The organism is Aeromonas sp. R9-2, from assembly GCF_040908025.1.
GTDB classification, from domain to species: Bacteria; Pseudomonadota; Gammaproteobacteria; order Enterobacterales; family Aeromonadaceae; genus Aeromonas; species Aeromonas veronii.
The window spans coordinates 78,983-104,289 of sequence record NZ_JBFOCX010000029.1 but is presented as its reverse complement, the minus strand read 5'-3'; the positions used below and the strand labels follow the sequence as shown (position 1 = coordinate 104,289).

The window sequence follows — 25,307 nt, the reverse complement described above, 5'->3', positions numbered from 1 at the left end:
CTATTACATGCGCTCCAGGGTATGGATGCCCAGTACGCCGAGGCCCAGTTTCAGCACCTTGGCGGTAGCGGCGCACAGCAGCAGACGGCTCTGACGGGTTGCCTCGTCCACGCCATCCTTGTTGATCGGGCAGGCTTCATAGAAGGTCATGAAGTTGCCGGACAACTCGTACAGGTAGGTACAGAGCAGGTGCGGCATGCCTTTGTCTGCCACGCCGTTGACCGCGTCGGAGAACTGGATCAGCTTCTGGGCCAGCACCTCTTCCGCCTCTTCGTTCAGGGTTACATTACCGCCAAGAGTCTCGGCATCGATGTTGGCCTTGCGGAAGATGGACTGGATCCGGGTGTAGGCATACTGCAGGTAAGGAGCAGTGTTGCCTTCAAAGGAGAGCATCATGTCCCAGTCGAAGATGTAGTCGGTGGTACGGTTCTTGGAGAGATCCGCATACTTCACCGCCCCCATGGCGATGGCGTTGACCACGTTGGCCTTCTCTTCGGCGGAGAGGTCGCTGTTGCGGCTTTCCAGCAGGGCGGCGGCGCGCTCTTCGGCCTCGTTCAGCAGATCAACCAGCTTGACGGTGCCACCAGAGCGGGTCTTGTAGGGACGGCCATCCTTGCCCAGCATCATGCCGAAGGCGTGGTGCTCGAGCGGGACGGATTCCGGCACATAGCCCGCTTTGCGGGTGATGGTCCAGGCCTGCATCAGGTGCTGGTGCTGACGGGAGTCGATGAAGTACATGACACGGTCGGCGCCCAGGGTTTCATAACGGTATTTGGCACAGGCGATGTCGGTGGTGGTGTAGAGGAAACCGCCATCGCTCTTCTGGATGATGACGCCCATGGCCTCGCCATCCTTGTTCTTGAACTCGTCCAGGAAGACAACGGTGGCGCCTTCGCTCTCGACCGCCAGCCCCCTGGATTTCAGGTCGGCCACGATCTCCGGCAGCATGTCGTTGTACATGGACTCGCCCATGATGTCCTTGTTGGTCAGGGAGACATTCAGGCGGTCGTAGTTGATCTGGTTCTGTTCCATGGTCATGTCGACCAGCTTCTTCCACATGGTACGGCAGTACTCATCGCCGCCCTGCAGCTTGACCACATAGTTACGGGCACGCTCGGCGAAGGCTTCGTCTTCGTCGTAGCAACGCTTGGCCTGGGTGTAGAAGGCTTCCAGATCCTTGAGTGCCATGTCGCTGGCGTGCTCGTTGGACATCTTCTCCAGATAGGCGATCAGCATGCCGAACTGGGTGCCCCAGTCGCCGATGTGGTTGGCGCGGATCACTTTGTGGCCGAGGAATTCCAGCGCGCGAGCGGCCACGTCACCGAGTACGGTGGAGCGGATGTGGTGCACCGCCATCTCTTTGGCCACGTTGGGGGCGGAGTAGTCCACCACCACGGTTTGTGGCGCGGGCAACCGTACGTTGGCGTTGGCAGAGGTCACCATGGCCTCGACCTGACCGGCCAGCCAGCGCTGGTCGAAGAAGAAGTTGATGAAGCCGGGACCGGCGATCTCGACCTTGGCGATCAGGTCGGAGGCTGGCAGGTGCTCGATGATGGCAGCCGCCAGCTCACGGGGATTCTTGCGGGCCGGTTTGGCCAGCAGCATGGCCAGGTTGGTAGCCAGGTCGCCGTGAGCTTTTTCCTTGCATCGGTCTACTTGCACGCGGGCTTCCAGGTCCGCCGGCAGGACGCCTGCTGACTTGAGATTGGCTACCGTTTGTTCAAGTAGATGATGAATATGCTCTTTCATAACTGACCACCAAGGTTGCGCGTCGAAAAATGACTGATATATAAGGGCGTGAATTTTACCCGCATCGGCCCGAGAAAACTATAGGGATGACCCGCCGCTCGCTGTCGGGCGGATATTTCACTGCGTTTGGCGCCATATTCCAGAATATTGGGCGGAAATTACGGTGCTTATCCATTTCTACTGCATATCGAAGCGGCTTGTCCAGGCTATTTTCCCCTGATTGTTAAGGGTTTTTCCTTTCCGATGACGGGAATGATCTCCTCCCTCTGGCCCGGCGTATCAACAGAGGTTCCCAACCGAGGAGTTTGCGATGCGACTGGCGCTGTTTCCCCTATCTGCTCACCTGCTGCCCGGCGGCATCATGCCGCTGCGGATCTTCGAACCGAGATACCAGCGGATGATTGCCGAGGCGGGGGAGTCCGGCTTTGCCCTCTGCATGGTGGACCCTCGCCAGCCCGACGCCCTGCGCAACATGCTGCCCATCGCCACCCGGGTCACCATCATCGATTTCGATCGGCTGCCGGACGGCATGCTGGGGATCACGGTGCAGGGGATGGAGCGGGTGCAAATAGAGGATCTGTGGCAGGAGCAGGATGGCCTGCGTATCGGCGAGGTGACGCCGCTGACGGCCTGGCCGCCCCGCCGGCTCCATCCCGATCAGCAACCGCTGGTCGAGGCGCTGCGGGAGGTGTTTGCCGACTATCCCGACTATGCCGCCCTCTATCCCGCCCCCTGCTGGGACGATGGCAACTGGGTGGCCCAGCGCTGGCTGGAGGTGCTGCCGATCCCCCCCGAACAGAAGCAGCTGCTGCTGGCCGCCGCCGACAATCAGCCCGCCATCGCCCTGCTCAAGGGGGTACTGGTGGCCAGTCACTGATTTTTTCTGACCCGCTGATCCGCCACTGCCGCAGCGTCGTACAAGTCATCACCACAGCATGTTCGACAGCACACCAAAGGGATGGCGCAATGGCATATACTGGCCAACCACACTCGACCATACGCAGGACCTCGCCCGTGATGGATAACCCGGATGGCGACCTCAAATCTCTGCTGATCAGGGTGGCAGAGCAGGCCGACAAGGCTGCTTTTGCCCGCCTGTTCCAACACTTTGCGCCGCGCATTCGCAGCTACGGCCTGCGCCACCTCGGCAGCGAAGCCAACGCCATGGAGCTGGTGCAGGAGACCATGCTGCTGGTGTGGCAAAAGGCGCGCCTCTACCACCCCGAGAAGGGGGCGCCGACCACCTGGATCTACACCGTGATGCGCAACCAGTGCTTCGACATGCTGCGCCGTCGTCGCGCCAGCAAGGAGGATCTCTGTGCCGAGGAGCTGTGGCCGGTGCTGGAGTTTCAGGCCGAAGAGGAGCATCTGAGCGGGGGTGAGGATGCGGTGCTGACCCGTCAGATGGCCCACTATCTGGGCACCCTGCCGGAGCCGCAACAGCAGGTGGTGCGCGGCATCTATCTGCAGGAGTTCTCCCAGCAGGAGCTGGCGGAGCGACTCGGCGTGCCGCTCGGCACCATCAAGTCCCGCCTTAGACTGGCGTTACAGAAATTGAAAGAGCAAGTGGAGCAAGGCCATGATTAAAGCCCATCCGACCGACCCTATGCTGCGTGCCTTCGCCGCCGACGAGCTCCCTCTGCCGCTGGCGGTGGGGCTCTCCGCCCACTGTGAACTCTGCCCCGATTGTGCTGCCCGACTGAAGACATTCGAAGAGGAGCTGGCGCAGCAATATCTTGCTTCGCCAGCAGAGCCCGAGCTGGACTCCCGCGATGAAGATGAAGTAGCGCTGGATGCCGGATTCGACGCCATGCTGGCGGAGATTCTGGCCCAGCCGCTGGCTGAGCCCCTCTCCGAGCCAACATATGACCAGCCCCGAGTCCAGCCCGGCGAGCTGGAGGTGGCCGGTCACGCCTACCGTTTGCCACGGGTGCTGGCCCGCTACCGTTCGCCCAAGTGGCGCCATATCGGGGCTATTCGTCAGCAGAGTTTGCCGCTGGACGAGATGGGGGCACGCGCCAGCCTGCTCCATATCGAAGCGGGCGGCCGCATCCCCGAGCACACCCATCAGGGCTATGAGCTGACCCTGCTGCTGGCTGGCAATATTCAGGATGGCGATACCCTTTACAAGGCGGGGGATTTCATCTGGCGTGATGCCAGCCACTCCCACAGCCCGCATACGCCGGACGGTTGCCTCTGCTACACGGTGCAGGATGCGCCGGTGCAGTTCACCAAGGGGTTGTCGCGGCTGCTGAATGGCATCAGCCAGCACCTCTACTGAGCACTATGACGCCATAGAAAAAGGGACCATATTGGTCCCTTTTTTCATTTGATTGCTGGTTGCCGGTCAGGCTACAAACACCAGATAGACGGCGAATGCCACGATAAAGCGGTAGATGGCGAACGGGATAAAGTCGATGCGGCGGATCAATGTCAGGAAGGTCTTGATCGCAAACATCGCCACCACGAAGGCGGTGATAAAGCCCACAGCAAACATCGGGAAGTCGGCCATCGAGAGGAAATCGCGGCTCTTGTAGAGATCAAGCCCACTGGCCGCCACCATCATGGGCACCGCCATGATGAAAGAGAACTCGGCGGCGGCGTGACGACTGATCCCCATCAGCATGCCACCACTGATGGTGGCGCCGGAGCGGGAGAAGCCGGGCCACAGGGCCAGACACTGGAACAGACCGATGCCGAACGCCTGCTTGTAGCTGATGTCATCCAGGGTTTCGGCTGTGACGGCCGGGCGGAACTTCTCGGCGATGATCAGCAGGATGCCCCCCGCGACCAGCGCGTACATTACGGTCTGCGGACCAAACAGGTTGGCCTTGATCCAGCTGTGGATGGCCAGACCGACCACGATGGCGGGCATCATGCCGAGGATGACATGCACCAGCGACAGGGTCGCGTGATCCCGGGACGGCTTCTGGCCGAAGTGGATGCCAATCAGGCCAAACAGGCGGCGCCAGAAGACGGCGACCACGGCGAGGATGGAGCCAAGCTGGATCACCACTTCGAAAGTGGCAGCCTTGGGCCCTTCAAAGCCCAGCAGATGGCCGACGATAATCATGTGGCCGGTGGAGGAGACGGGGAGGAACTCGGTCAGCCCCTCGACGACGCCCAGAATAAAGGCGACCAGCAGGCTATAAGTGTCAGTCATCGAACAAACAATCCTTAACTTCGTTGATGTAAAAACGCCCCGAAAGGGTCTCGGGGCGGCATATCTTGCTCGATTGTGACTGCTGAGGCTATGTAAAAATCATGAATTCTTTAAGTTAGTCGCGGATAAAGCGGTAGCGGGTCTGGTGGTGATAACGCTCGCCAGGCAGCAGCCAGGGGTTGCCCAGCTCGGGGCGATTCGGGCTGTCCGGTAGCTGTTGCGCCTCAAGACAGAAGCCGTCGTGATCCCGGTGCGACAGGCCGCTGCGGTTCGGGGTATTGGCCAGCCAGTTGCCGGTGTAAAACTGCAGCGAGGGTTGGTTGGTGTAGACCTCCATCGCCAACTGCTTGTCGCCAGAGACTATCCGAGCGGCCCATTCTGATGTCGGGCCGTTGAGCAGAAACGCATGATCGTACCCCTTGGCCTGTTGCTGCTGGGGATGGTTCAGCCAATCCTGGCCAATCAGGCGCTCGCGGCGCAGATCGAATGGCCCCTCCACCGGAGTGATGGCGATCGGCAAACCGATCGGGTCGGTCGGCAGGAAGTGGTCGGCATTGATGCTGATGAGGTGGTCACGGACATCTCCGCCATCGGTTTGCCCATCGAGATTGAAGTAGGCGTGGCTGGTGAGGCTGACCGGGGTTGTGGCATCCGTGCTGGCCACAAAATCGACCACCAGATCGCTCTGCTCCAGCCGGTACTCCAGGGTGACCAGCAGATTGCCGGGAAAGCCCTGATCCCCCGCCCGGGAGAGCAACGCCAGCTTGACCCGATCCGCCTCCAGCTCCTTGATTTGCCAGCGCTGGCGATGAAAGCCTGCCTGCCCGCCGTGCAGACAGTTGGGGGCCTGATTGGCATTCAGCGGCCAGCGCTGTCCATCACGCACCAGCTCGGCACCGCCGATGCGGTTGGCAAAGCGTCCTGCCACCGCGCCCAGCCACACCTGCTGGATGGGATAGGTGTCGTCGGCACAGCCCAGCAGCACTTCACGCCGTTTGCCCGCCACCGGCAGGGTGAGGGAGGTGAGGGTGGCGCCGAAGTCGAGGCCGCGCAGCCGCAGCCCCTCTTCATTTTCCAGCTCGAATGGCGTCATGGCGCTGCTCATAGCTTGCCTGCACCGGCGCTGGCAGAGCAGACGTAGCAGTCGGCCTTGAGGCCCGAGATGGCCGGATACTCCGCCTCGACGGCGGCAATCACCTCGGCCACTTGCTCGGGACGCAGCAGGGCGACCACGCAGCCGCCGAAGCCGCCGCCAGTCATCCGCACGCCGCCTTCGGTGCCGATCCTGGCCTTGATGATCTCCACCAGACCGTCGATGGCGGGCACTGTGATTTCGAAGTCATCGCGCATGGCGGCGTGCGATTCGGCCATCAGCTCGCCGAGTCGTGTCAGATCGTGGCTCGCCAGCGCATCGGCGGCCGCCAGGGTGCGGGCGTTTTCACCGACGATGTGGCGGGCACGGCGATAGCAGGTCTCATCCAGCCCGGCTTTGCCCGCTTCCAGTCCGGCCAGATCGAGGTCGCGCAGCGCCTTGACCCCGTAGTGACGGGCGGCCGCTTCGCACTGCTGGCGACGGGTGTTGTATTCGCTGTCCACCAGACCGCGACGCACGTTGGAGTTGACGATCAGCACTGCCAGATCGCTTGGCATGGGGATGAGACGGGTCTCCAGCGAGCGGCAGTCGAGCAGCAGGGCATGATCCGTTTTGCCGCTGGCGGAGATCATCTGATCCATGATGCCGCAGTTGCAGCCGACGAACTTGTTCTCCGCCTGCTGGCCGTTGAGGGCGATCTCGGCCTGGCTGATATCGAGCCCCAGCGCTTCTTTGAATGCCTGACCGATGGCTACTTCCAGCGAGGCAGAGGAGGAGAGCCCCGCCCCCTGCGGCACGTTGCCGGAGACCACCAGATCGAGGCCGCGCAGGGCATAACCGCGCTCCTGCAGATACTTCACCACGCCGCGGATGTAGTCGCTCCAGCGTTGGCTGGGGTGGTGCTCGATGGGCTGGTCGAGGTCGAACTGGTCGCGCTGGTTGTCGTAGTCGGCGGCGATCACCTGCACTTGCCGGTCATCGCGCAGGCCGATGGCGACGCAGGTCTCGTAGTCGATGGCGCAGGGCAGCACGAAGCCGTCGTTGTAGTCGGTATGTTCACCGATGAGGTTGACGCGGCCGGGGGCGCGCACCAGCAGATCGGGCGCTTTGGCAAATTGCTCGGCAAAAACGGTGCTGACGCGTTGGCTGGGGGTCATAGGGCCTCCTCATTGGTGTGGCTGGTCTGGTTGTAGTGAACGGGGCTCAGGGCACGCAGCCGCTCGGCAGCCTGCTCGGGGGTAAGGTCACGCTGGGTTTCGGCCAGCATCTCGAAGCCCACCATGAATTTACGCACGGTGGCGGAGCGCAGTAGTGGCGGATAGAAGTGGGCATGCAACTGCCACGCCTCGGGGCAATCCGATTTGGGCGGGGCAAAGTGCCAGCCCATGGAGTAGGGGAAGCTGCACTCGAACAGGTTGTCGTAACGGCTGGTGAGCTCCTTGAGCGCTACCGCCAGATCCTGTTGCTGGGCCTGGGTCATATTGAGCATGGAGGGGACGTGCGCCTTGGGCAGCAGCAGGGTTTCGAACGGCCAGGCGGCCCAGAAGGGGACCACGGCAAGCCAGTGTTCGGTATCTACCACGATGCGCGAGCGATCCGCCAGCTCCCGCTCCACATACTCCAGCAGCATGGGGCGGCCATGCTCGGCCAGCCAGTCACGCTGGTGCTGCTCTTCGCGGGCGATCTCGTTGGGCAGGAAGTCGCTGCCCCAGATCTGGCCGTGGGGGTGCGGGTTGGAGCAGCCCATAACGGCCCCTTTGTTTTCAAATACCTGTACCCACTCCCACTGGGCCGACAGCTCGGCGACCTGATCCATCCAGGTGGTGATCACCCCCTCGATGGCGGGCAGCGGCAGCTCGGGCAGGGTCTTGCCGTGATCCGGCGAGAAGCAGATGACCCGGCTGTTGCCGCGGGCGGCCTCCAGTTTCAGCAGGGGATCGCTGGCGCTATTGGCGGCCGGGGTATCCTGCATCAGGGCGGCGAAGTCGTTGGTAAAGACGAAGGTGCCCTGATAGTCGGGGTTGATGTCGCCGGTGACCCGGGTGTTGCCCGCGCAGAGGAAACAGTCGGGATCGTGGGCCTGTTTGGGGGCCTGACTCACCTTCTCCACCTGTCCCTGCCAGGGGCGTTTGGCCCGGTGGGGGGAGACCAGCACATACTGGCCGGTCAGCGGGTTGAAGCGGCGATGGGGATGATCGACGGGGTTGAACATCATCTCTCCTGAATAAGGTATTGAAAAATAGGGGCGTCTATTAACAGGGAGCAGGCAGGCCTACTCCTCGTAACCGTTCGGATTGGCGGATTGCCAGCGCCAGCTGTCGGCGCACATGGCGTCGATGTTGCGGGTCGCCCGCCAGCCCAGCTCGCGCTCGGCCTTGGCCGGATCGGCCCAGCTGGCGGCGATGTCGCCCGGGCGACGCGGCTCGATGCGAAATGGCAACGGCTTGCCACAGGCAGCAGAGAAAGCGGCGACCAGCTGCAACACGCTCTGGCCCTCGCCGGTGCCCAGGTTGTAGGTGTGCACGCCACCCTTGCCGGCGCAGTGTTGCAGCGCCTTGACGTGCCCCTCGGCGAGATCCATCACGTGGATGTAGTCGCGCACACCGGTGCCGTCCGGGGTGGGGTAATCGTTTCCAAAGACAGACAGGCAGTCGCGACGGCCGATGGCGACCTGGGTGATATAGGGCATCAGATTGTTGGGGATCCCCTGCGGGTCTTCCCCCATGGTGCCCGATTCGTGAGCGCCGACCGGATTGAAGTAGCGCAGCAGGGTCATGCTCCAGTGGGGCTCGGCCAGCTGCAGATCTTCGAGGATCTCCTCGATGATCAGCTTGGATCGCCCGTAAGGGTTGGTGGCGCAGCGAGGGAAATCCTCGCGGATCGGCAGGCTAGCTGGATCGCCATAGACGGTGGCCGAGGAGCTGAACACCAGATTGTGCACGCCAGCCCGCTTCATCGCCTGTAGCAGGGTGAGGGTGCCGCCGAGGTTGTTCTCGTAGTAATCCAGTGGAATGCGGGTCGATTCACCGACCGCCTTGAGGGCGGCAAAGTGGATCACTGCATCGATCTGTTGCTCGGCGAAGATCTGCTCCAGCAGGGCGGCATCGCGAATATCTCCTTGATAGAAAACGGGTTGTTGGCCGCTGATGGCGGCGACTCTGGCCAGCACGCTGCGCTTGCTGTTGCCGAGGTTGTCGACCACCACGGGATTCATGTCTGCCGCTTGCAGGGCCAGACAGGTGTGGCTGCCGATATATCCGCAACCGCCGGTGACCAGAACGTTCATCTTGCTCTCCACTGAAAAAGTGTCTGGAAGCAGTCTAGCCGAGGGTGTGGCGACCAAACTGTGAGCTTGCTTGCAAAACAGTGTAAACGATTACACTGTTTTTGTGATCATCCTGACGGCAGATATGCGTTTCACCCCTGTTTTCAATGGGTTTGCTGGGTATAATGGCGCTCTATTGCACAGTGAAAGAAGTGAAAACAGCATGAGCACCATCAAGGATGTCGCCCGTTTGGCCAATGTGTCGGTGGCAACGGTTTCACGGGTGATGAACAACTCCCCCAAGGCCAGCGCCGCGTCTCGCGAAGTGGTGCAGAAGGCCATGGCCGAACTGGGCTACACTCCCAACGCCAACGCGCGGGCACTGGTCAGCCAGACTTGCGACACCATGGGGGTAGTGGTCGGTGACGTGGCCGATCCCTTCTTCGGTGCACTGGTGAAGGGGGTCTCCGGCATCGCCGTCGAGCAGAACCTTCACCTGCTGATGGGTAACGGTTTTCACAAGGCGCGTCAGGAGCGTGAGGCGATCGAGCTGCTGATCGGCAAACGCTGTGAGGCGCTGGTGGTGCACAGCAAGGCGCTGAGCGACGAAGAGCTCTGCGACTACGCCATGCGGGTGCCCGGTATGGTGCTGATCAACCGCGATATTCCAGCCCTCAAGGGACGCTGCATCGCTCTCAACAATCGGCTGGGTGCGGCTACGGCGACTCGCCACTTGATCGAACTGGGTCACCGCCATATCGCCTTTATCAGCTCGGATCACGCCATCGAGGATGCCACCTTGCGGCTGCAGGGCTATCAGGATGGACTGATGGAAGCCGGTCTGGCAGCCGATCCCGAGCTTATCGAGAGCGGCACGCCAAACGAGGAGGGGGGGGAGCGTGCCATGCTCAACCTGCTGGCCAAGGGGCTCAAGGTGACCGCCGTGGTGGCCTATAACGATGCCATGGCGGCTGGCGCCATCTCTGTGCTGGCGGACAACGGCCTGCGAGTGCCGGAGGAGGTCTCGGTAGTGGGCTTCGATGACATCATCTATGCCAGATATTTGCGCCCCAAGCTCTCCACCATGCGCTATCCCATCGAGCTGATGGCGGCCCAGGCGGCTAAGCTGGCCATTCAGCTGGCGGCGGGGGAGAGTGACGCGACCCAGAGCCGGATCTATACCCCCACCCTGATCAATCGCCACTCGGTGGCACCGGTTCGGGCCGGATAGCCCCCTTTTGCGGCCCTGTTCGGGGCCGTTTCTTGCACAGTTATTGTTTTACCTATTTTTAATCATTTTTACTCCGCTTTACTTAACAAAATCGGTGTAATCGTTTACATCTGTGTGAGCGAGATCGCCGTTCCCTGCGTCATACTTCTCTAGACTGAATACGTTTTCCAATCAGCAGGGAGAGAGTGAATGCTCAGGGAGATAGTGGCGCGTCAGGATTGGCAGACTCAGGCCATTACGTCGGTAAACCGGCTGGCTGCCCATACCCCCATGTTCAGCTGGCGCAGCGAAACGGATGCCAGGGGGGATCTGGCCTCTTCCTCCCGTCTCTTGCTCGATGGCGAGTGGCGCTTCTCCTTCTTTGCCGCTCCCGAATTGGTGCCCGAGAGCTGGCTGGCGCAGGATCTGGTGGATGCTTGCCCCATTACAGTGCCGGGCAACTGGCAGCTGGATGCCGCCTATCCGGCTGCGCGGCCGCTCACCGATGGCCCCATCTACACCAATATCAAGTACCCCTTTCCCTGCGATCCGCCGCGGGTACCGGCAGAGAACCCCACTGGTTGCTACTCCCGCGAGTTCGATCTGCCCGCCGGCTGGCTGGCAAGCGGTCAGAGCCGGATCATCTTCGACGGGGTGAGCAGCGCCTTCCACCTCTTCTGCAACGGCCGCTGGGTCGGTTACTCCCAGGACAGCCGGCTGCCCGCCGAATTCGATCTGACCCCATATCTGCAGAGCGGTCGCAACCGGCTGGCGGTGCTGGTGCTGCGCTGGTCCGACGGCTCCTATCTGGAAGATCAGGATATGTGGTGGCTGTCGGGGATCTTCCGCTCCGTCAGCCTGTTGCACAAACCGACCCGCCATCTGATGGATATGCGGGTGACGCCTGAACTGGATGCCTGCTATCGGGATGGCCGTCTCAAGATTGCACTGCAGGTGGCTAATGGGGCCGGTCTGTCGGTGGAGGCCAATCTCTATGACGGTGGCGAGCGGGTCGCGACCCTGCGCCAGCCGATCGGTACCCAAGCCATTGATGAAAAAGGGGCGTATGACGATCGCGCCGAGTTCTGGCTCGACGTGGCTGCGCCGCGCAAGTGGAGCGCCGAGACGCCCCATCTCTATCGCCTGACCCTGACCCTGCTGGACGAGCAGGGCCAGGCTATCGAGAGCGAGGCGTGCGATGTAGGCTTTCGGGTGGTGGAGATCCGTGGCGGCCTGCTGCGGGTCAACGGGCAGCCGCTGCTTGTTCGCGGTGCCAACCGTCACGAGCATCACCCTGCCAAGGGTTATGCCATTGATCGCGCCACCATGGAGCGGGATCTGCTGCTGATGAAGCGGCACAACTTCAATGCGGTGCGCTGTTCCCACTATCCCAACCACCCCGACTTCTATCGCCTCTGCGATCGGCTCGGTCTCTATGTGGTGGATGAGGCGAATCTGGAGACCCACGGCATGACCCCGATGGGGCGGCTGGCGCGGGATCCCGCCTGGAGCAACGCCTTTCTGGAGCGGGCGACCCGCATGGTGGCACGGGATTTCAACCACCCCTCGATCATCATCTGGTCGCTGGGCAACGAGTCGGGTTACGGCCCGGCCCACGATGCCATGTATGGCTGGATCAAGCGCAGCGACCCGAGCCGTCCGGTGCAGTACGAGGGGGGCGGGGCCGATACCCCGGCCACCGACATCATCTGCCCCATGTATGCCAGAACCCATCAGGATCAGCCTTTCCCGGCGGTGCCAAAGTGGGCGCTGGCCAAGTGGATCGGCCTGCCCGGCGAGCACCGGCCGTTGATCCTCTGCGAATATGCCCACGCCATGGGTAACAGTCTGGGGGGCTACGCCCACTACTGGCAGGCGTTTCGCGATCATCCACGCCTGCAAGGCGGGTTTGTCTGGGATTGGGTCGATCAGGGGCTCGACAAATACACCGCCGATGGTCGCCACTACTGGGGCTATGGCGGCGATTTTGGTGATGTGCAAAATGATCGCCAGTTCTGCTGCAACGGTCTGCTGTTCCCGGATCGCACCCCCCATCCCACCCTGTTCGAGGCAAAACGTGCCCAGCAGCCGTTCCGCTTCACCCTGCTTGAGCACACCCCGCTGCGGGTGCGGATCGAGAGTGAATACCTGTTCCGCTCCACCGATAACGAGCGGCTTTGCTGGCAGGTGTGCGAGAACGGCCATGTGCAGCTGCAGGGGGAGATCTCCCTTGAGCTGGTGCCACAGGGAGTGGTCGAGTTGACCCTGAGCGAGAGGCTGCCCCCCTTTGCGGCAGGCTCACTGGCCTGGCTCGATCTGGCCATCGTGCAGCCACAGGCCACCCTCTGGTCGCAGGCGGATCACAAGGTCGCCCGTCAGCAGTTCACCTTGCCGACCCCCCTTGCTCTGCCAGCGCAGGTCGCTGCCGCCACCCTGAGCGAGCAGCCGGATGGCTGGCGGATCACCACCGCAAACAGTCAGTGGCGGCTCGACAAGCAGAGCGGTCGCATCACCAGTTGGCAAAAATCGGGGCAGGAGCAGTTGCTGGCGCCGATCATGGATCACTTTTACCGCGCGCCGCTCGACAACGACATCGGCACCAGCGAAGCGGATCACGCTGACCCCAACTCCTGGATTGCCCGCTGGCAGGGCTGTGGCCTCGGTCAGTGGCAGCACCGCTGTCTGGGGATCGCGGTCGCCGGAGGGGATATCCGGGTCAGCCATGGCTACTTCCACCACGATGAGCTGCTGCTGGTGAGTCACTGGCATCATCACTTTACCGACGATGGCGCCATGAGCCTCGAGATAGAGACCGAGCTGGCACAGGTGCTGCCGTCGCTGCCGCGGATTGGCCTGCTGCTTCATCTGGCCGAGGTGCCAGCACGAGCCGAATGGTTGGGACGCGGCCCTCACGAGAACTATCCGGATCGCCTGCTGGGCGCCGATCTGGGTCGCTGGAGTTTGCCGCTGGAGGCGATGCATACCCCTTACATCTTCCCGAGCGACAACGGCTTGCGCTGTGATACCCGCCAGTTGCAGCTGGGCAGCACGACGGTGAGCGGCACCTTCCATTTCAGTGCCAGCCGCTTCAGTCAGCAGCAGCTGGCCGCCGCCCGTCACCAGAGCGATCTGGTGGCCGAAGCAGGGCTGTGGGTCTGTCTCGATGGCGCCCACATGGGGGTGGGCGGGGATGACTCCTGGAGCCAGAGCGTGCGTCCCGAGTATCAACTGCTTGAGCGCCGTTACCGTTGGAGCTGCACTCTCCGTTAATCCAGCTATTGAAGCGACTGCCTAGCCAGTGCGCCATTTTGACAACAGACCAGTAACGACTAGCCTCAATGCTGTGGGAAAGATTGAGTCTCAAATCTGATTTTTATTTATATGTATTTGAAAAATAAATATAAAGTTTCAATGTAACAGAGTGTAAACGTTTTCATTTTGTCGTCATGATCACAGAAGAAATGACAACAAACTGATTACATTGATTGGCGCTTGCTCAATTGCTCGCCACCCTACAACACAGATAGACACATCGGAGCACACATAATGAAAAAACTGACCACAGTTGCCGCCCTGCTGATGGGCATGATGGCTGGAGCCAATGCCCAGGCTGACACCCGTATCGGGGTAACCGTCTACAAGTACGACGACAACTTCATGGCGGTCGTGCGCAAGGCCATCGAGAAGGAGGCGGCAGCCACTCCGGGGGTGGAACTGCTGATGAACGACTCCCAGAACGACCAGTCCAAGCAGAACGACCAGATCGACGTGCTGCTGGCCAAAGGGGTGAAGGCGCTGGCCATCAACCTGGTAGACCCGGCTGCGGCCCCGGTGGTGATTGAGAAAGCCCGTGGCGAAGATATCCCGGTGGTCTTCTACAACAAGGAGCCGAGCGCTACCGATCTGGCTAGCTACGACAAGGCCTACTACGTGGGCACCGACTCCAAGGAGTCAGGGATCATCCAGGGTCAGCTGATTGCCAAACACTGGAAAGCCCATCCGGAGTGGGATCTGAACAAGGATGGCGTGATCCAGTTCGTGTTGCTGAAAGGGGAGCCGGGCCACCCGGATGCCGAAGCGCGCACCTCCTACGTGGTCAAGACCCTGAACGATGGCGGCGTCAAGACCGAGCAACTGCACATGGATACCGGTATGTGGGATACCGCCATGGCGAAAGACAAGATGGATGCCTGGATCTCCGGCCCCAACGCCAACAAGATCGAAGTGGTCATCGCCAACAACGACGGCATGGCAATGGGTGCGGTCGAGTCACTGAAAGCCCAGGGCAAGACTGCCATTCCGGTATTCGGCGTCGATGCGCTGCCGGAAGCGCTGGCCATGGTCAAGAGCGGTGCCATGGCGGGTACCGTGCTGAACGATGCGGCCAACCAGGCCAAAGCCACCTTCGAGCTGACCAAGAATCTGGCTGAAGGCAAACCGGCCGGTGAAGGCACCAAGTGGAATATCGTCGACAAGGTAGTACGTGTTGCCTACGTCGGTGTGGATAAAGACAACCTGTCCCAATTCGAGTAATTCCCTCCTCCAGGGCAAGGGAGATCCCCTTGCCCTTTTTTCAACCAGATGTGATGGCTGATATGACAACACAGCAACAATCAGAATGGCTGTTGGAGATGATTGACGTCAGTAAGAGCTTTCCCGGCGTCAAGGCACTCGATAATGTCAATTTACGGGTCCGTCCTCATTCTGTGCATGCGTTGATGGGCGAGAACGGAGCGGGAAAATCCACACTGCTCAAGTGCCTGTTCGGCATTTACGAGAAGGATCAGGGCAAGATCTTCTTCAAGGGGCAGGAGATCAACTTCACCTCCTCGAAAGAGGCGCTGGAAAATGGCGTCTCCATGGTGCATCAGGAGCTCAACCTGGTGTTGCAGCGTACCGTGATGGACAACATGTGGCTCGGCCGCTACCCCACCAAGGGGTGGTTTATCGACCACGGCAAGATGTATGACGACACCAAGCGCATCTTCGATGAGCTGGATATCGACATCGACCCCAAGGTGAAGGTCGCGACCCTGTCGGTCTCCCAGATGCAGATGATCGAGATCGCCAAGGCGTTCTCCTACGACGCCAAGATCGTCATCATGGACGAACCCACCTCCTCCCTGACCGAGAAAGAGGTGAACCACCTCTTCAAGATCATCAACAAGTTGAAGGAGAAAGGGTGCGGCATCGTCTACATCTCTCACAAGATGGAGGAGATCTTCCAGCTCTGTGACGAGATCACCATATTGCGGGATGGCCAGTGGGTGGCAACCCAGCCGCTCAAGGGCATGACCATGGATCAGATCATCGGCATGATGGTCGGCCGTGAACTGACCCAGCGTTTCCCGGAAAAGACCAACCAGCCGAAAGAGGTGATCCTCGAGATCGAACACCTGACGGCGAAGAACCAGCCTTCCATTCAGGACATCACCTTCAACCTGCACAAGGGGGAGATCCTCGGCATCGCCGGACTGGTGGGGGCCAAGCGCACCGACATCGTCGAGACCCTGTTCGGTATTCGCGATCGCAGTCAGGGCAGCATCAAGCTGCACGGCAAAGAGGTAGCCAACCACAACGCCCACGAAGCGATCCGCAACGGCTTTGCGCTGGTGACGGAAGAGCGCCGCTCCACCGGTATCTACTCCCGACTCGATATCGCCTTCAACTCCCTGATCGCCAACATGGACAGCTACAAGGGCTCCATGGGGCTGCTCAGCGACAACAAGATGAAGAGCGATACCCAGTGGGTGATCGACTCCATGCGGGTCAAGACGCCGACCCAGCAGACCCAGATCGGTTCCCTCTCCGGGGGCAACCAGCAGAAGGTGATTATCGGCCGCTGGCTGCTGACCCAGCCGGAGATCCTGATGCTCGACGAGCCCACCCGCGGCATCGACGTCGGGGCCAAGTTCGAGATCTATCAGCTCATTCTGGAGCTGGCGAAGAAGGACAAGGGGATCATCATCATCTCGTCAGAGATGCCGGAATTGCTGGGGATCACCGACCGCATCATGGTGATGAGCAATGGCCGGGTCGCCGGGATCGTCAATACCAAAGAAACTGACCAGAGCGAGATACTGCGCCTGGCATCTCTGTACCTCTAGAGACAGGAAGACATTTATGGAGTCGGCTAAAAATTTCAATCTGATGCAGGCGCTCAAGGAAAACGCCATCTATCTGGTGCTGCTGGTGCTGCTCATGGTCATCGTGATCCAGGAGCCCTCCTTCCTGAGCCTCACCAACTTCAGCAACATCCTGACCCAGTCCTCGGTGCGGGTCATCATAGCGCTGGGGGTGGCGGGCATCATCATCACTCAGGGGACGGATCTCTCGGCCGGTCGTCAGGTCGGTCTGGCGGCACTCATCGCGGCAACCATGTTGCAGGCGCTGACCAACGTCAACAAGGTGTTCCCGACGCTGGGGGAGGTGCCCATTCCGGCGGTGATCCTGCTGGTGTGTGTAGTGGGGGCGCTGATTGGTCTGGTCAACGGTCTCATTGTGGCCTACCTGAACGTTACCCCGTTCATTACCACCCTGGGCACCATGATCATCGTCTACGGTATCAACTCCCTCTACTTTGACTCGGTAGGGGCGTCGCCGGTGGCCGGGTTTGACCCCCGCTTCTCCAGCTTCGCCCAGGGCTTTATCCGGATCGGCGGCTTCAAGCTCTCGTACCTCACCTTCTACGCGGCCATCGCCAGCGTCTTTGTCTGGGTGCTGTGGAACAAGACCCGCTTTGGCAAGAACATCTTCGCCATCGGCGGCAACCCGGAAGCGGCCAAGGTCTCCGGCGTCAACGTGGCGGTCAATCTGGTGATGATCTATGCGCTGGCTGGGGTCTTCTACGCCTTCGGCGGCATGCTGGAAGCGGGCCGGATCGGTAGTGCCACCAACAACCTCGGTTTCATGTACGAGCTCGACGCCATCGCGGCCTGCGTGGTGGGCGGGGTGTCGTTTGCCGGCGGGGTGGGAACGGTCGCGGGTGTGATCACCGGCGTACTTATCTTCACCCTGATCAACTATGGCTTGACCTATATCGGCGTCAGCCCTTACTGGCAGTTCATCATCAAGGGCGGCATCATCATTCTGGCGGTGGCATTGGACTCCATGAAGTACGCCAAGAAGAAATAACGATTGGCAGAGAGGGTTGGTGTTGCCAGCCCTCTCTTCTGGAGGGAACCCATGCCATTCAAGGTCAAGATTTACCTCTTGCTGCTACTGGCCATTCTGGTCACCATCGGCACCGCCGGGCTCAGCGTCAACCACTTCATCAGTGGCTACATTCGCACTCAGGCCACCCACAACATCAACGAGCAGATCACTCTGGTCAAAGAGAAGCTGGCCAGCGACATCAATCAGAAGATCCTGTTGGCCGCCAACCTCAACTTCGGGGTGACCAACGTCAAGAAGACCCTGCAAGAGACCGGCTTTCACAACATCGTCAAGGTGATCGGCGACATGGCCTTCGATGTGAACGGGGTCATCAACGACAGTGCCAAAGTCGATGCCCTGCGCAAGCTGATCCCCGCCGCCAACAACCAGATCACCGTCAGCCCGCTGCAACAGGTGGATGGCAAGTCGGTCATCACCATTCTGGTGCCACGCGGTGCCGATTCCGCCTATCTCTACTACCTCGACATGAGCGAGTTCAAAAGCCTGCTGGAGAAGATGAGTGGCGATGGCCGCTACTTCTCGCTGGCCGACAGTCAGGGCAACAGCCTCTATGACAGCAAGCCGCAGGGGGAGAGCGAAGCGCGCCCCAACCAGCTGGATATTCGCGGCAGCAGCTGGACGCTGACCGGCTACATCGATCTTGACTACATCCGGGCCATGACCCGGGCTCTCAACGGCCAGATCATCATGGCGCTCTGCGGCGTGGCGATCGTGGTGATGGTGCTGGCGATGCTGGCGCTCAACGTGGCATATCGCCCCATCCTCTCGCTGCGGGATCTGGTGCTGGAGCTCTCCCGTGGCAGCGGCGATCTCACTCGCCGGCTGGCGGTAACCAGCAAGGATGACCTCGGTCAGATCTCGGCCGGGATCAACCGCTTTATCGAGCGGCTGCAGGAGATGATGGGGGAGGTGCGGCAGGCGAGCGGCCAGCTCAACAGCGGCATCGAGGGGTTGGCCAGCCAGACCGGCGCCGCCCAGTCCCTGCTGGCGGATCATGTACGCGAGACCGAGCAGGTGGTGACCGCCATCAACGAGATGAGCCGCACCGCGGTCTCCGTCTCCGAGAGTGCGGCCAGCACCGCCCGGCTCACCGGCCAGAGCCAGCAGCTGGCGAGCCAGTCCCGTCAGGTGGTGGATCAGGCGATGGCCAGCGTGATGGCGCTGGTGGACGAAGTGGAAGCCACTGCCCGCTCCATCGAAGCGATGCAGCAGGATGTGCAGCAGATTGGCTCAGTGCTCGGGGTGATCGGCAGCATTGCCGAACAGACCAACCTGCTGGCCCTCAATGCCGCCATCGAGGCGGCCCGCGCTGGTGAACAGGGTCGTGGCTTTGCGGTGGTGGCAGACGAGGTGCGTTCCCTCGCGGCCCGTACCCAGCAGAGCACAGCGGAGATCCAGACCATGCTGGCCAGTCTGCAGCGGGGCACCCGAACTGTGGTGGATGCCATGGGCAACACCAAGCAGAGCTGTCAGGGGGCGGCCGAGAACACTACCAGGGTCAACGAGTCGCTGGATCTGATGGCAGGGGAAGTGGTGGAGATCAACGATCTCATCAGCCATATCGCCACGGCGGCGGAGCAGCAGAGTGCGGTGGCCGAAGAGATCAACCGCAACATGAGTGCCATCGCCGAAGTGATCCGCCAGCTGACCCACAACGGGGAAGCGACGGTCGCCAGCTCCGCGGCGATGCAACAGACCTACGACCGGCTGCGGGAGATCGTGGGCCACTTCCGGCTGGAGTGAGGCCGGTGTTCAGTCAATAACAAAACAGGGCCATCCGGCCCTGTTGTTGTTTTCCTGTCTGCCTGAATCAACCGGCCTTACGGCGCAGATAGACCCCGGCTTCCATGTGATGGGTCCAGGGGAACTGGTCGAACAGGGCGAAACGGGCGATCTCGTGGGTCTCGCCCAGTACCGCCATGTTGGCCTGCAGAGTCTCGGGGTTGCAGGAGATATAGAGGATGTTGTCGTACTCCTGCACCAGCTTGACGGTGGCATCATCGAGACCGGCGCGGGGCGGGTCGACGAAGATGGTGTTGCACTGGTAGCTCTTGAGATCGACCCCCTTGAGGCGGTTGAACTCCCGCTCACCACGCATCGCCATGGTGAACTCTTCGGCCGACATGCGCAGGATGATCAGGTTGTCGACGCCGTTGGCGGCGATGTTGAACTGGGCAGAGTCGACGCTCGGCTTGGCTATTTCGGTGGCCAGCACCTTGCGGAAGTTCTGCGCCAGCGCGATGGAGAAGTTGCCGTTGCCGCAATAGAGCTCCAGCAGGTCCCCTTCGCTCCCCTTGGTCACATCCAGCGCCCAGGCCAGCATCTGCTCGTTGATGGCGGCGTTGGGCTGGGTGAAGCTGTTCTCCACCTGCTTGTAGATGAGCTGGCGACCCGCCACGTTGAGCTGTTCGATGACAAAATCATCCCCCAAACAGATCTTCTGCTTGTGGGCGCGGCCAATCAGTTGCAGCTCGAACCCCTTGGCGCGCAGATCGGCCTGCAGCGCTTCGGCGGCCTGTTGCCATTCGGCCTCCAGCTTGCGGTGATAGAGCAGGCTGACAATGATCTGGCCGGACTGGGTGGAGAGGTAGTCAATCTGGAACAGCTTGCGGCGCAGCACCGGGTGTGGGCGCAGCCCCTCCAGCAGCAGCGGCATCAACTGGTTGATGAGGAGGCTGGCGGTAGGGAAGTGGTCTATCTTGATGATCTCTTTGGTCGCCGGGGCATACATGCAGTGGAAGAGGTCATCCCCTTCGTGCCAGATGCGAAATTCGGCGCGCATCCGGTAGTACTCCGCCGGTGAGCTGTGCACTTCCAGCGCCGGGAGGGTGAAGCCGGCAAACAGCTCGGTGAGGCGAGCGCGCTTTTCGTCGAGTTGGGCCTGATAGTCGGCCGCGGTTCTAGGCGCCGGAGCGTTCGCGGAAGGCTGTTGGGACTGGGTCATAAATACCTCACATGCACACCGGCCGGGCCGGGTCGAAATCGGGGGAAGGCAACAGGCCACCCAAAGGGGCCCGATTTTAAAAGCCAGCCGCAGATTGTCCAGCATTTTGTGGTCAAGAAGTGTTCAGTCAGGCCGATAGCTGATCTACAGGCATGGTGGGAGGACACATTATGCAGATCGAAGGCGTGGGCGCAGCCCAACCCAAGGGAGTGGGTGTTTCTCCCAAATCGCCCCAACAGGCGGAGCAGAAACAGGTCAAGAGCGAGGAGGAGGTCTCCTTGCACAAGCCGCCCAAGTGGGCGCAGGTGCTGATCCAGCAGGCGTTGCAGTTCTCGCTGGAGATCAACGGCCAGGGCTATCAGGCTCCGAAGGTGAAAGAGCCCGAGGAGATCACGCCGGAGACCCTGTTCGACTTCCAGTCGGTGGCTGACAACGTGCTACAGTTTGTGACCGGGCGGCTTGGCGCCGCACGGGCTGATGGCAAATCCGACGACGACCTGACCGGGATGATGGAGCAGGCCCGCAAGGGGGTCGACAAGGGCTTTGACGAGGCGAAGAAGCAGCTCGGCAAGTGGGCGACTGACAACGACGATATCAAAACCGGTATCGATCAGAGCTACAAGCTGATCCAGAAAGGGCTCGAGGAGTTCGAGAAGGAGTTCTTCGGCAAGGTCTCTCCGACCGACATGGGACAGGCCGAGATGGCCAGTCGCCAGCAGGGGTATCTGGAGATCCAGACCAAGGATGGCGACAAGGTGGTGCTACGCTTCAACGACAGCTGGCAGACCAAGTCCCAGAGCAGCGAGAGCGGCAGCCAGTTCAGCCTCAAGTCGAGCCAGAGCTTCAGCTTCTCGCTGGAGGGGGATCTCAGCAGCGACGAGATGGAGTCCATCGGCAAGCTGGTCAAAGGGATCGACGAGCTGGCGGGGAACTTCTTCTCCGGCAACTTCGAGGATCTGCTGGACAAGGCGGGCGAGCTGAAACTGGATGACAGCCAGCTGGCCTCCTACTCCCTCAAGCTCAAGCAGAGCGTCAAGCTGAGCCAGACCTATCAGGGGGCGCACTCCCTGCAGGATCTGATCAAGCCGTTTGCCGACTATCTGCCGAAGCTGGATCAGGTGCAGAAACAGGCGGATACCCTGCTGCCACCATCCCAGCAACAGGCGCTGACCCCGGCCGTGCTGGCCGCGAGAGGAGAAGAGGAACCGGCGCAGGTCGATCGCTTCACCAGTTTCAACCAGCGGATGCTGGAGGCGCTGCGGATGATCAACCAGTTCCAGCCCTCCACCGAGCCCGCCAGTAAGAACGCCTGAGCCACAGCGCGTAACGCAAGTAATGACCTGCCGTTTGCCAGCCCTTTCCGGGGCTGGCAAACTGGCCTTTTCTCCAATCCGGTTGCCCCATGAACCCCAAGAAGCCAAGAGACAAGCGCGAGCTCTGCTACCCCTTTATCTTCGAAACCTCGCTCAAATGTGATTTTGAAATCGCCACCGACGAGCTCTGCTGTCAGGTCGGGGCCGTGCTGTCACACCTTGCGCCGGATGCCGATACCGAGCCCATGCTGGTGGATCTCGCGGCGTTGCAGCGGCTTATCTACAACCTCAACGGCTCGGTACGCGGCAAGCTGGGGATCTTCGATGCAGACCTTGAGTGGCTCAAGGCCCGTTATGACCACTACAACGAGGCGAGTCGCGGCAGCGTCACCGGTTTTGTGCTGCCACAGGGGCCACAGCCCATTCCCACCCTCCATCTGTGCCGCTGCGGCAGCAAGAAGGTGGTGCGGCTGTTGGTCAGGTTGGAAGAGAGCGGGGTGGCCTTCGATCCCATTCTCTATCGCTTCGCCAACCTGCTGGCCAACTTCTTCTTCGTGCTCACCGTCTACCTCAAGCAGCGCTGGCAGGTGCCGGAAGTGCCCTACGTCAGCATCAACTACTGATGGCGGCAGGTTAGGGGCCAGACGTCATGGTGGATTCAACGGAATAAAAAAACCGGAGCCTTGGGCTCCGGTTTTGCTTTTCAGCGCGTAAGTTGCCCGCTCAGCTGGAGATCAGCACCCGGGCCGAGTTGGCCGGGATGGTGAGCTGCACCTCGCCCTGCACCACTTCAAACTTCTCGCCGTTGAAGGCGTCAGTGAAGCGGCTGGCAGGGCTGGCGGTCTGCCACAGGGGCAGGCTGATGGTGCGCGGCTCGCTCGGGTGGCGGTTGCAGGCCACTACCACCTGATCGCTTTGCAGGGTGCGGGCAAACACATAGCTGTGGGGGCCGGCATAGAGGGTCTGGATATCGCCACGGCGCAGGGAGGGGCGCTGACGGCGGATCTGGATCAGCCGGCGATAGTGGTCGTGCAGCACGTGATCCCAGTCTGTGGTATCCCACGGGAAGCAGCGGCGACAGTCCGGGTCGTTGCCGCCAGAGAGCCCCACTTCATCGCCGTAGTAGATGGACGGCACACCGATATAGGTGAGCAGCAGGGTGGCCGCGAGGCGCATCCGCTGCTTGTCCTCGCCCAGCAGGTGGAGGAAGCGCGCAGTGTCGTGGCTGTCCAGCAGGTTGAACTGGGTCAGCTGGTTCTTGAACGGGATGTGGGCCCGCGCCAGCTTGAGCCAGCGATCCAGCTCTTCGGCGCTGATCTTGATGGGGTGGTAGGCGATGTCCTTACCGGCCAGGAAGGCGCGGATCGGATGGGCGAAGCCGTAGTAGTTCATGGCGCCGTCCTCCTGATCCCCCTGCAACCACTGGCTCGCCTCGAAGAAGTGCTCGCCGAGCACGTAGGCGTCCGGGTTCTCCTGCTTCACCGCGCCGCGAATGGCGCGCACGTGGCCGCTGTTGCCTTCGGCGGTGCCGCGCTCACCCAGCATGTGGATGACGTCAAAGCGCCAGCCATCGATCTGGTAGGGGGCGCGCATCCAGTAACGGAGTATGGCGTCATCGGCCCGATAGACGGCGTCCTGTACCTTCTCGCAGGAGAAGTCGAGCTTGGGCAGGCTGCGAATGCCCTTCCAGCTGACGTAATCCCCTTCTTTATCAAAGGTGTAGAAGCTGCGCCACGGGGAGTCCGGGTTGCTCTGGGCCCCCAGTGGCGGGCAGAACCAGGGGTGCTCGGTAGAGGTGTGGTTGACCACAGCATCGAGGATGATCTTCATGCCGCGCTGGTGCAGGTTGCGGGTCAGCTCGGCGAACTGCTCGTTGCTGCCGAGGTGGGCATCCACCTTGAAGTAGTCCTGAGTGTCGTACTTGTGGTTGCTCGGCGAATCGAAGATGGGGTTGAGGTAGAGCGCCGTTACCCCGAGAGATTGCAGATAGTGCAGCTTGGCATCGATCCCCGCCAGATCGCCACCGTAAAACTCGCAGGCGCCGTGGCCCTCTTCATGACGGCTGACCGGCTCGCCCCACGCCTTGCTGATCACCGCTTTGCCACGGTACTCGTACTCGTGATGCTTGACGCTCAGCGACGGATCGCCGTTGCAGAAGCGGTCGGGGAAGATCTGGTAGAACACCTGATCCTGCACCCAGGCCGGTGGCTGGTGCAGGCTGTTGAAGCGAAAATGTTGCTCCCGTGGCGGCATGGACGCGCTGACGCCCGCTCCGTGCAGCCACCACTGTTCCTCGTCGGTGAGGCACTTGAAGCTGTAGAGGTGGATATCCTGTCCCTTGATGAGCGGCAGGGTCGCCTGCCACACCTGCAGCCGATCGCGGGTGGAGACCGCTGTCATCGGGATCAGGCACTCCTCGTTATTCGGCTCGTGGCGCAGCCACACTTCGCGGATCGGCGCATCCAGCTCGCTAAAAAGAGTCAATTGCAGTGCGTCGGCGCTCTCTTTGAACCAGGGCGCCACCTGGGGATGAAACAGAAACGGATGGGTCATGATGCTTATTGAGTCAGAAGATCGGCGAGGGCATTACCCTGTTCATGCAATGTTTCGAGCTGGCCTGCCAGCGACTTGGGATCCAGTCCCAACTGGTCGGCGAGCGGTTTGGGGAAGCGGGCGATGATGGCCTGGGCAGGCACGCCCGCGTTCCAGGCGAAGGAGATAAACACGGCGAGGCGGATCAGCACCGCCTCCTTGCTGACCGGATCGTGGGAGAGCGGGTCAAGCTGTTGGGAGATGGCATCGACGAAGGCCTCGGAGAGGTTCCAGCGCCGCGCCAGCTCGGCACCGAGCTGGGCATAGTCGTAGCCCAGCATCTCCCGCTGGGCCTCGACCCGGCTGCTGCCGTTCTGGATCGCCATGTTGATGAGCTCGGCCTCTTCCGGCAAGGTGCTCTGGATAAGCAGTTCGCCGATGTTGTGGATCAGGGCGCAGGTGAAGGCGGTCTCGGGATCCATCACCTTGGCCTCCTGCGCCAGGGTTTTGGCGATGGTGGCGACCTGGAAGGTCTCGGTCCAGAACTTGTTCTTGTCGAAGCTGGGCGGGGCCTTGAAGGTGCCGATGATGCCAGAGGCGACCACCACGGAGCGCAGCCGGTTGAAGCCGAGCCGGATCACCGCCTGTTCGATGGAGGTCACTTCGTTGCCCCTGCGCAGGGCGGCCGAGTTGGCCATCCGCAGCACCTTGACGCTGATCACCTGATCCATGGCGATCTTGGCCGCAATCTCGTCGATGCGGGCATTCTCGTCGTTGAAGCTCTGCATCAACTCGTGTAGCAGCTTGGGAATAGTGGGGAGTTGTTTGATCTTGTCAAACAGGCGATCCATCGACATGGCTG

20 protein-coding genes are annotated in these 25,307 nt (G+C 61.1%); 11 read left to right on the top strand and 9 right to left on the bottom strand.

The features are described from left to right. Window positions 1–3: 3 nt before the first annotated feature. Window positions 4–1,749 (bottom strand): arginine--tRNA ligase, encoded by a 1,746-nt coding sequence (gene argS / locus AB5Y71_RS16465; RefSeq protein ID WP_368172020.1) that lies wholly within the window; start codon window positions 1,747–1,749, stop codon window positions 4–6. A 310-nt stretch (window positions 1,750–2,059) separates the two neighbouring features. On the opposite strand from argS, the gene AB5Y71_RS16460 reads away from it, so the two are divergent. From AB5Y71_RS16460 to AB5Y71_RS16450, 3 genes are all read left to right on the top strand, one after another. Then, window positions 2,060–2,626: an LON peptidase substrate-binding domain-containing protein gene (locus AB5Y71_RS16460; protein ID WP_100652269.1), complete on the top strand. Its 567-nt coding sequence runs from the start codon at window positions 2,060–2,062 to the stop codon at window positions 2,624–2,626. A gap of 140 nt (window positions 2,627–2,766) precedes the next feature. Next, entirely contained in the window at window positions 2,767–3,336 is a 570-nt protein-coding gene (locus AB5Y71_RS16455; protein ID WP_005355542.1) for a sigma-70 family RNA polymerase sigma factor, read from the top strand. After that, on the top strand, window positions 3,329–4,030 hold the full coding sequence (locus tag AB5Y71_RS16450) for a ChrR family anti-sigma-E factor (protein ID WP_201995021.1): 702 nt from the start codon (window positions 3,329–3,331) through the stop codon (window positions 4,028–4,030). The genes AB5Y71_RS16455 and AB5Y71_RS16450 overlap by 8 nt, the downstream gene beginning before the upstream one ends. Window positions 4,031–4,096: 66 nt before the next feature. On the opposite strand, the gene bacA is transcribed toward AB5Y71_RS16450, so the two are convergent. From bacA to galE, 5 genes are all read right to left on the bottom strand, one after another. Beyond that, entirely contained in the window at window positions 4,097–4,912 is an 816-nt protein-coding gene (gene bacA, locus AB5Y71_RS16445) for an undecaprenyl-diphosphate phosphatase (protein WP_005355537.1), read from the bottom strand. Window positions 4,913–5,027: 115 nt separating this feature from the next. Then, a complete protein-coding gene (gene galM, locus AB5Y71_RS16440; protein ID WP_368172019.1) occupies window positions 5,028–6,017 on the bottom strand; it encodes a galactose-1-epimerase in 990 nt (329 codons plus the stop codon). Next, the gene (gene galK / locus AB5Y71_RS16435; protein ID WP_368172018.1) at window positions 6,014–7,162 is read right to left on the bottom strand and encodes a galactokinase; all 1,149 of its coding nucleotides are present in this window, start codon (window positions 7,160–7,162) and stop codon (window positions 6,014–6,016) included. The genes galM and galK overlap by 4 nt, the downstream gene beginning before the upstream one ends. Continuing rightward, a complete protein-coding gene (locus tag AB5Y71_RS16430) occupies window positions 7,159–8,217 on the bottom strand; it encodes a UDP-glucose--hexose-1-phosphate uridylyltransferase (protein ID WP_368172040.1) in 1,059 nt (352 codons plus the stop codon). Before AB5Y71_RS16430 ends, galK begins: the two co-directional genes overlap by 4 nt. Window positions 8,218–8,277: 60 nt before the next feature. Further along, a complete protein-coding gene (galE, locus tag AB5Y71_RS16425) occupies window positions 8,278–9,291 on the bottom strand; it encodes a UDP-glucose 4-epimerase GalE (protein WP_368172017.1) in 1,014 nt (337 codons plus the stop codon). Between the two features lie 202 nt (window positions 9,292–9,493). Here galE and AB5Y71_RS16420 point away from each other — a divergent pair, with 202 nt between their 5' ends. From AB5Y71_RS16420 to AB5Y71_RS16395, 6 genes are all read left to right on the top strand, one after another. Continuing rightward, entirely contained in the window at window positions 9,494–10,501 is a 1,008-nt protein-coding gene (locus AB5Y71_RS16420; protein WP_088868202.1) for a substrate-binding domain-containing protein, read from the top strand. 189 nt (window positions 10,502–10,690) lie between these two features. Next, window positions 10,691–13,750: a beta-galactosidase gene (locus tag AB5Y71_RS16415; protein WP_368172016.1), complete on the top strand. Its 3,060-nt coding sequence runs from the start codon at window positions 10,691–10,693 to the stop codon at window positions 13,748–13,750. Window positions 13,751–14,026: 276 nt separating this feature from the next. Next, window positions 14,027–15,013, top strand: coding sequence for a galactose/glucose ABC transporter substrate-binding protein MglB (mglB, locus tag AB5Y71_RS16410; protein WP_005340747.1), 987 nt, complete (start codon window positions 14,027–14,029; stop codon window positions 15,011–15,013). A 53-nt stretch (window positions 15,014–15,066) separates the two neighbouring features. After that, the gene (gene mglA, locus AB5Y71_RS16405; RefSeq protein ID WP_069527674.1) at window positions 15,067–16,587 is read left to right on the top strand and encodes a galactose/methyl galactoside ABC transporter ATP-binding protein MglA; all 1,521 of its coding nucleotides are present in this window, start codon (window positions 15,067–15,069) and stop codon (window positions 16,585–16,587) included. Between the two features lie 16 nt (window positions 16,588–16,603). Next, window positions 16,604–17,614, top strand: a complete 1,011-nt coding sequence (mglC, locus tag AB5Y71_RS16400; protein ID WP_005342585.1) for a galactose/methyl galactoside ABC transporter permease MglC — start codon at window positions 16,604–16,606, stop codon at window positions 17,612–17,614. A gap of 51 nt (window positions 17,615–17,665) precedes the next feature. Beyond that, window positions 17,666–19,399 carry a methyl-accepting chemotaxis protein gene (locus AB5Y71_RS16395; RefSeq protein WP_368172015.1) on the top strand — a complete coding sequence of 578 codons (1,734 nt, stop codon included), beginning with the start codon at window positions 17,666–17,668 and terminating at the stop codon, window positions 19,397–19,399. A gap of 67 nt (window positions 19,400–19,466) precedes the next feature. Here AB5Y71_RS16395 and trmA read toward each other — a convergent pair whose 3' ends face one another. Next, window positions 19,467–20,600: a tRNA (uridine(54)-C5)-methyltransferase TrmA gene (gene trmA / locus AB5Y71_RS16390; protein WP_236322909.1), complete on the bottom strand. Its 1,134-nt coding sequence runs from the start codon at window positions 20,598–20,600 to the stop codon at window positions 19,467–19,469. Between the two features lie 170 nt (window positions 20,601–20,770). Between trmA and AB5Y71_RS16385 the strand changes: the two genes are divergently transcribed. Further along, on the top strand, window positions 20,771–21,913 hold the full coding sequence (locus tag AB5Y71_RS16385; protein ID WP_368172014.1) for a DUF5610 domain-containing protein: 1,143 nt from the start codon (window positions 20,771–20,773) through the stop codon (window positions 21,911–21,913). 89 nt (window positions 21,914–22,002) lie between these two features. Then, window positions 22,003–22,536, top strand: a complete 534-nt coding sequence (locus AB5Y71_RS16380) for an ATP--cob(I)alamin adenosyltransferase (RefSeq protein ID WP_042059505.1) — start codon at window positions 22,003–22,005, stop codon at window positions 22,534–22,536. A gap of 100 nt (window positions 22,537–22,636) precedes the next feature. Here AB5Y71_RS16380 and malZ read toward each other — a convergent pair whose 3' ends face one another. After that, window positions 22,637–24,466 carry a maltodextrin glucosidase gene (gene malZ, locus AB5Y71_RS16375; protein ID WP_368172013.1) on the bottom strand — a complete coding sequence of 610 codons (1,830 nt, stop codon included), beginning with the start codon at window positions 24,464–24,466 and terminating at the stop codon, window positions 22,637–22,639. A 5-nt stretch (window positions 24,467–24,471) separates the two neighbouring features. After that, window positions 24,472–25,302, bottom strand: a complete 831-nt coding sequence (locus tag AB5Y71_RS16370; RefSeq protein ID WP_005355498.1) for an HDOD domain-containing protein — start codon at window positions 25,300–25,302, stop codon at window positions 24,472–24,474. Window positions 25,303–25,307 lie beyond the last annotated feature (5 nt).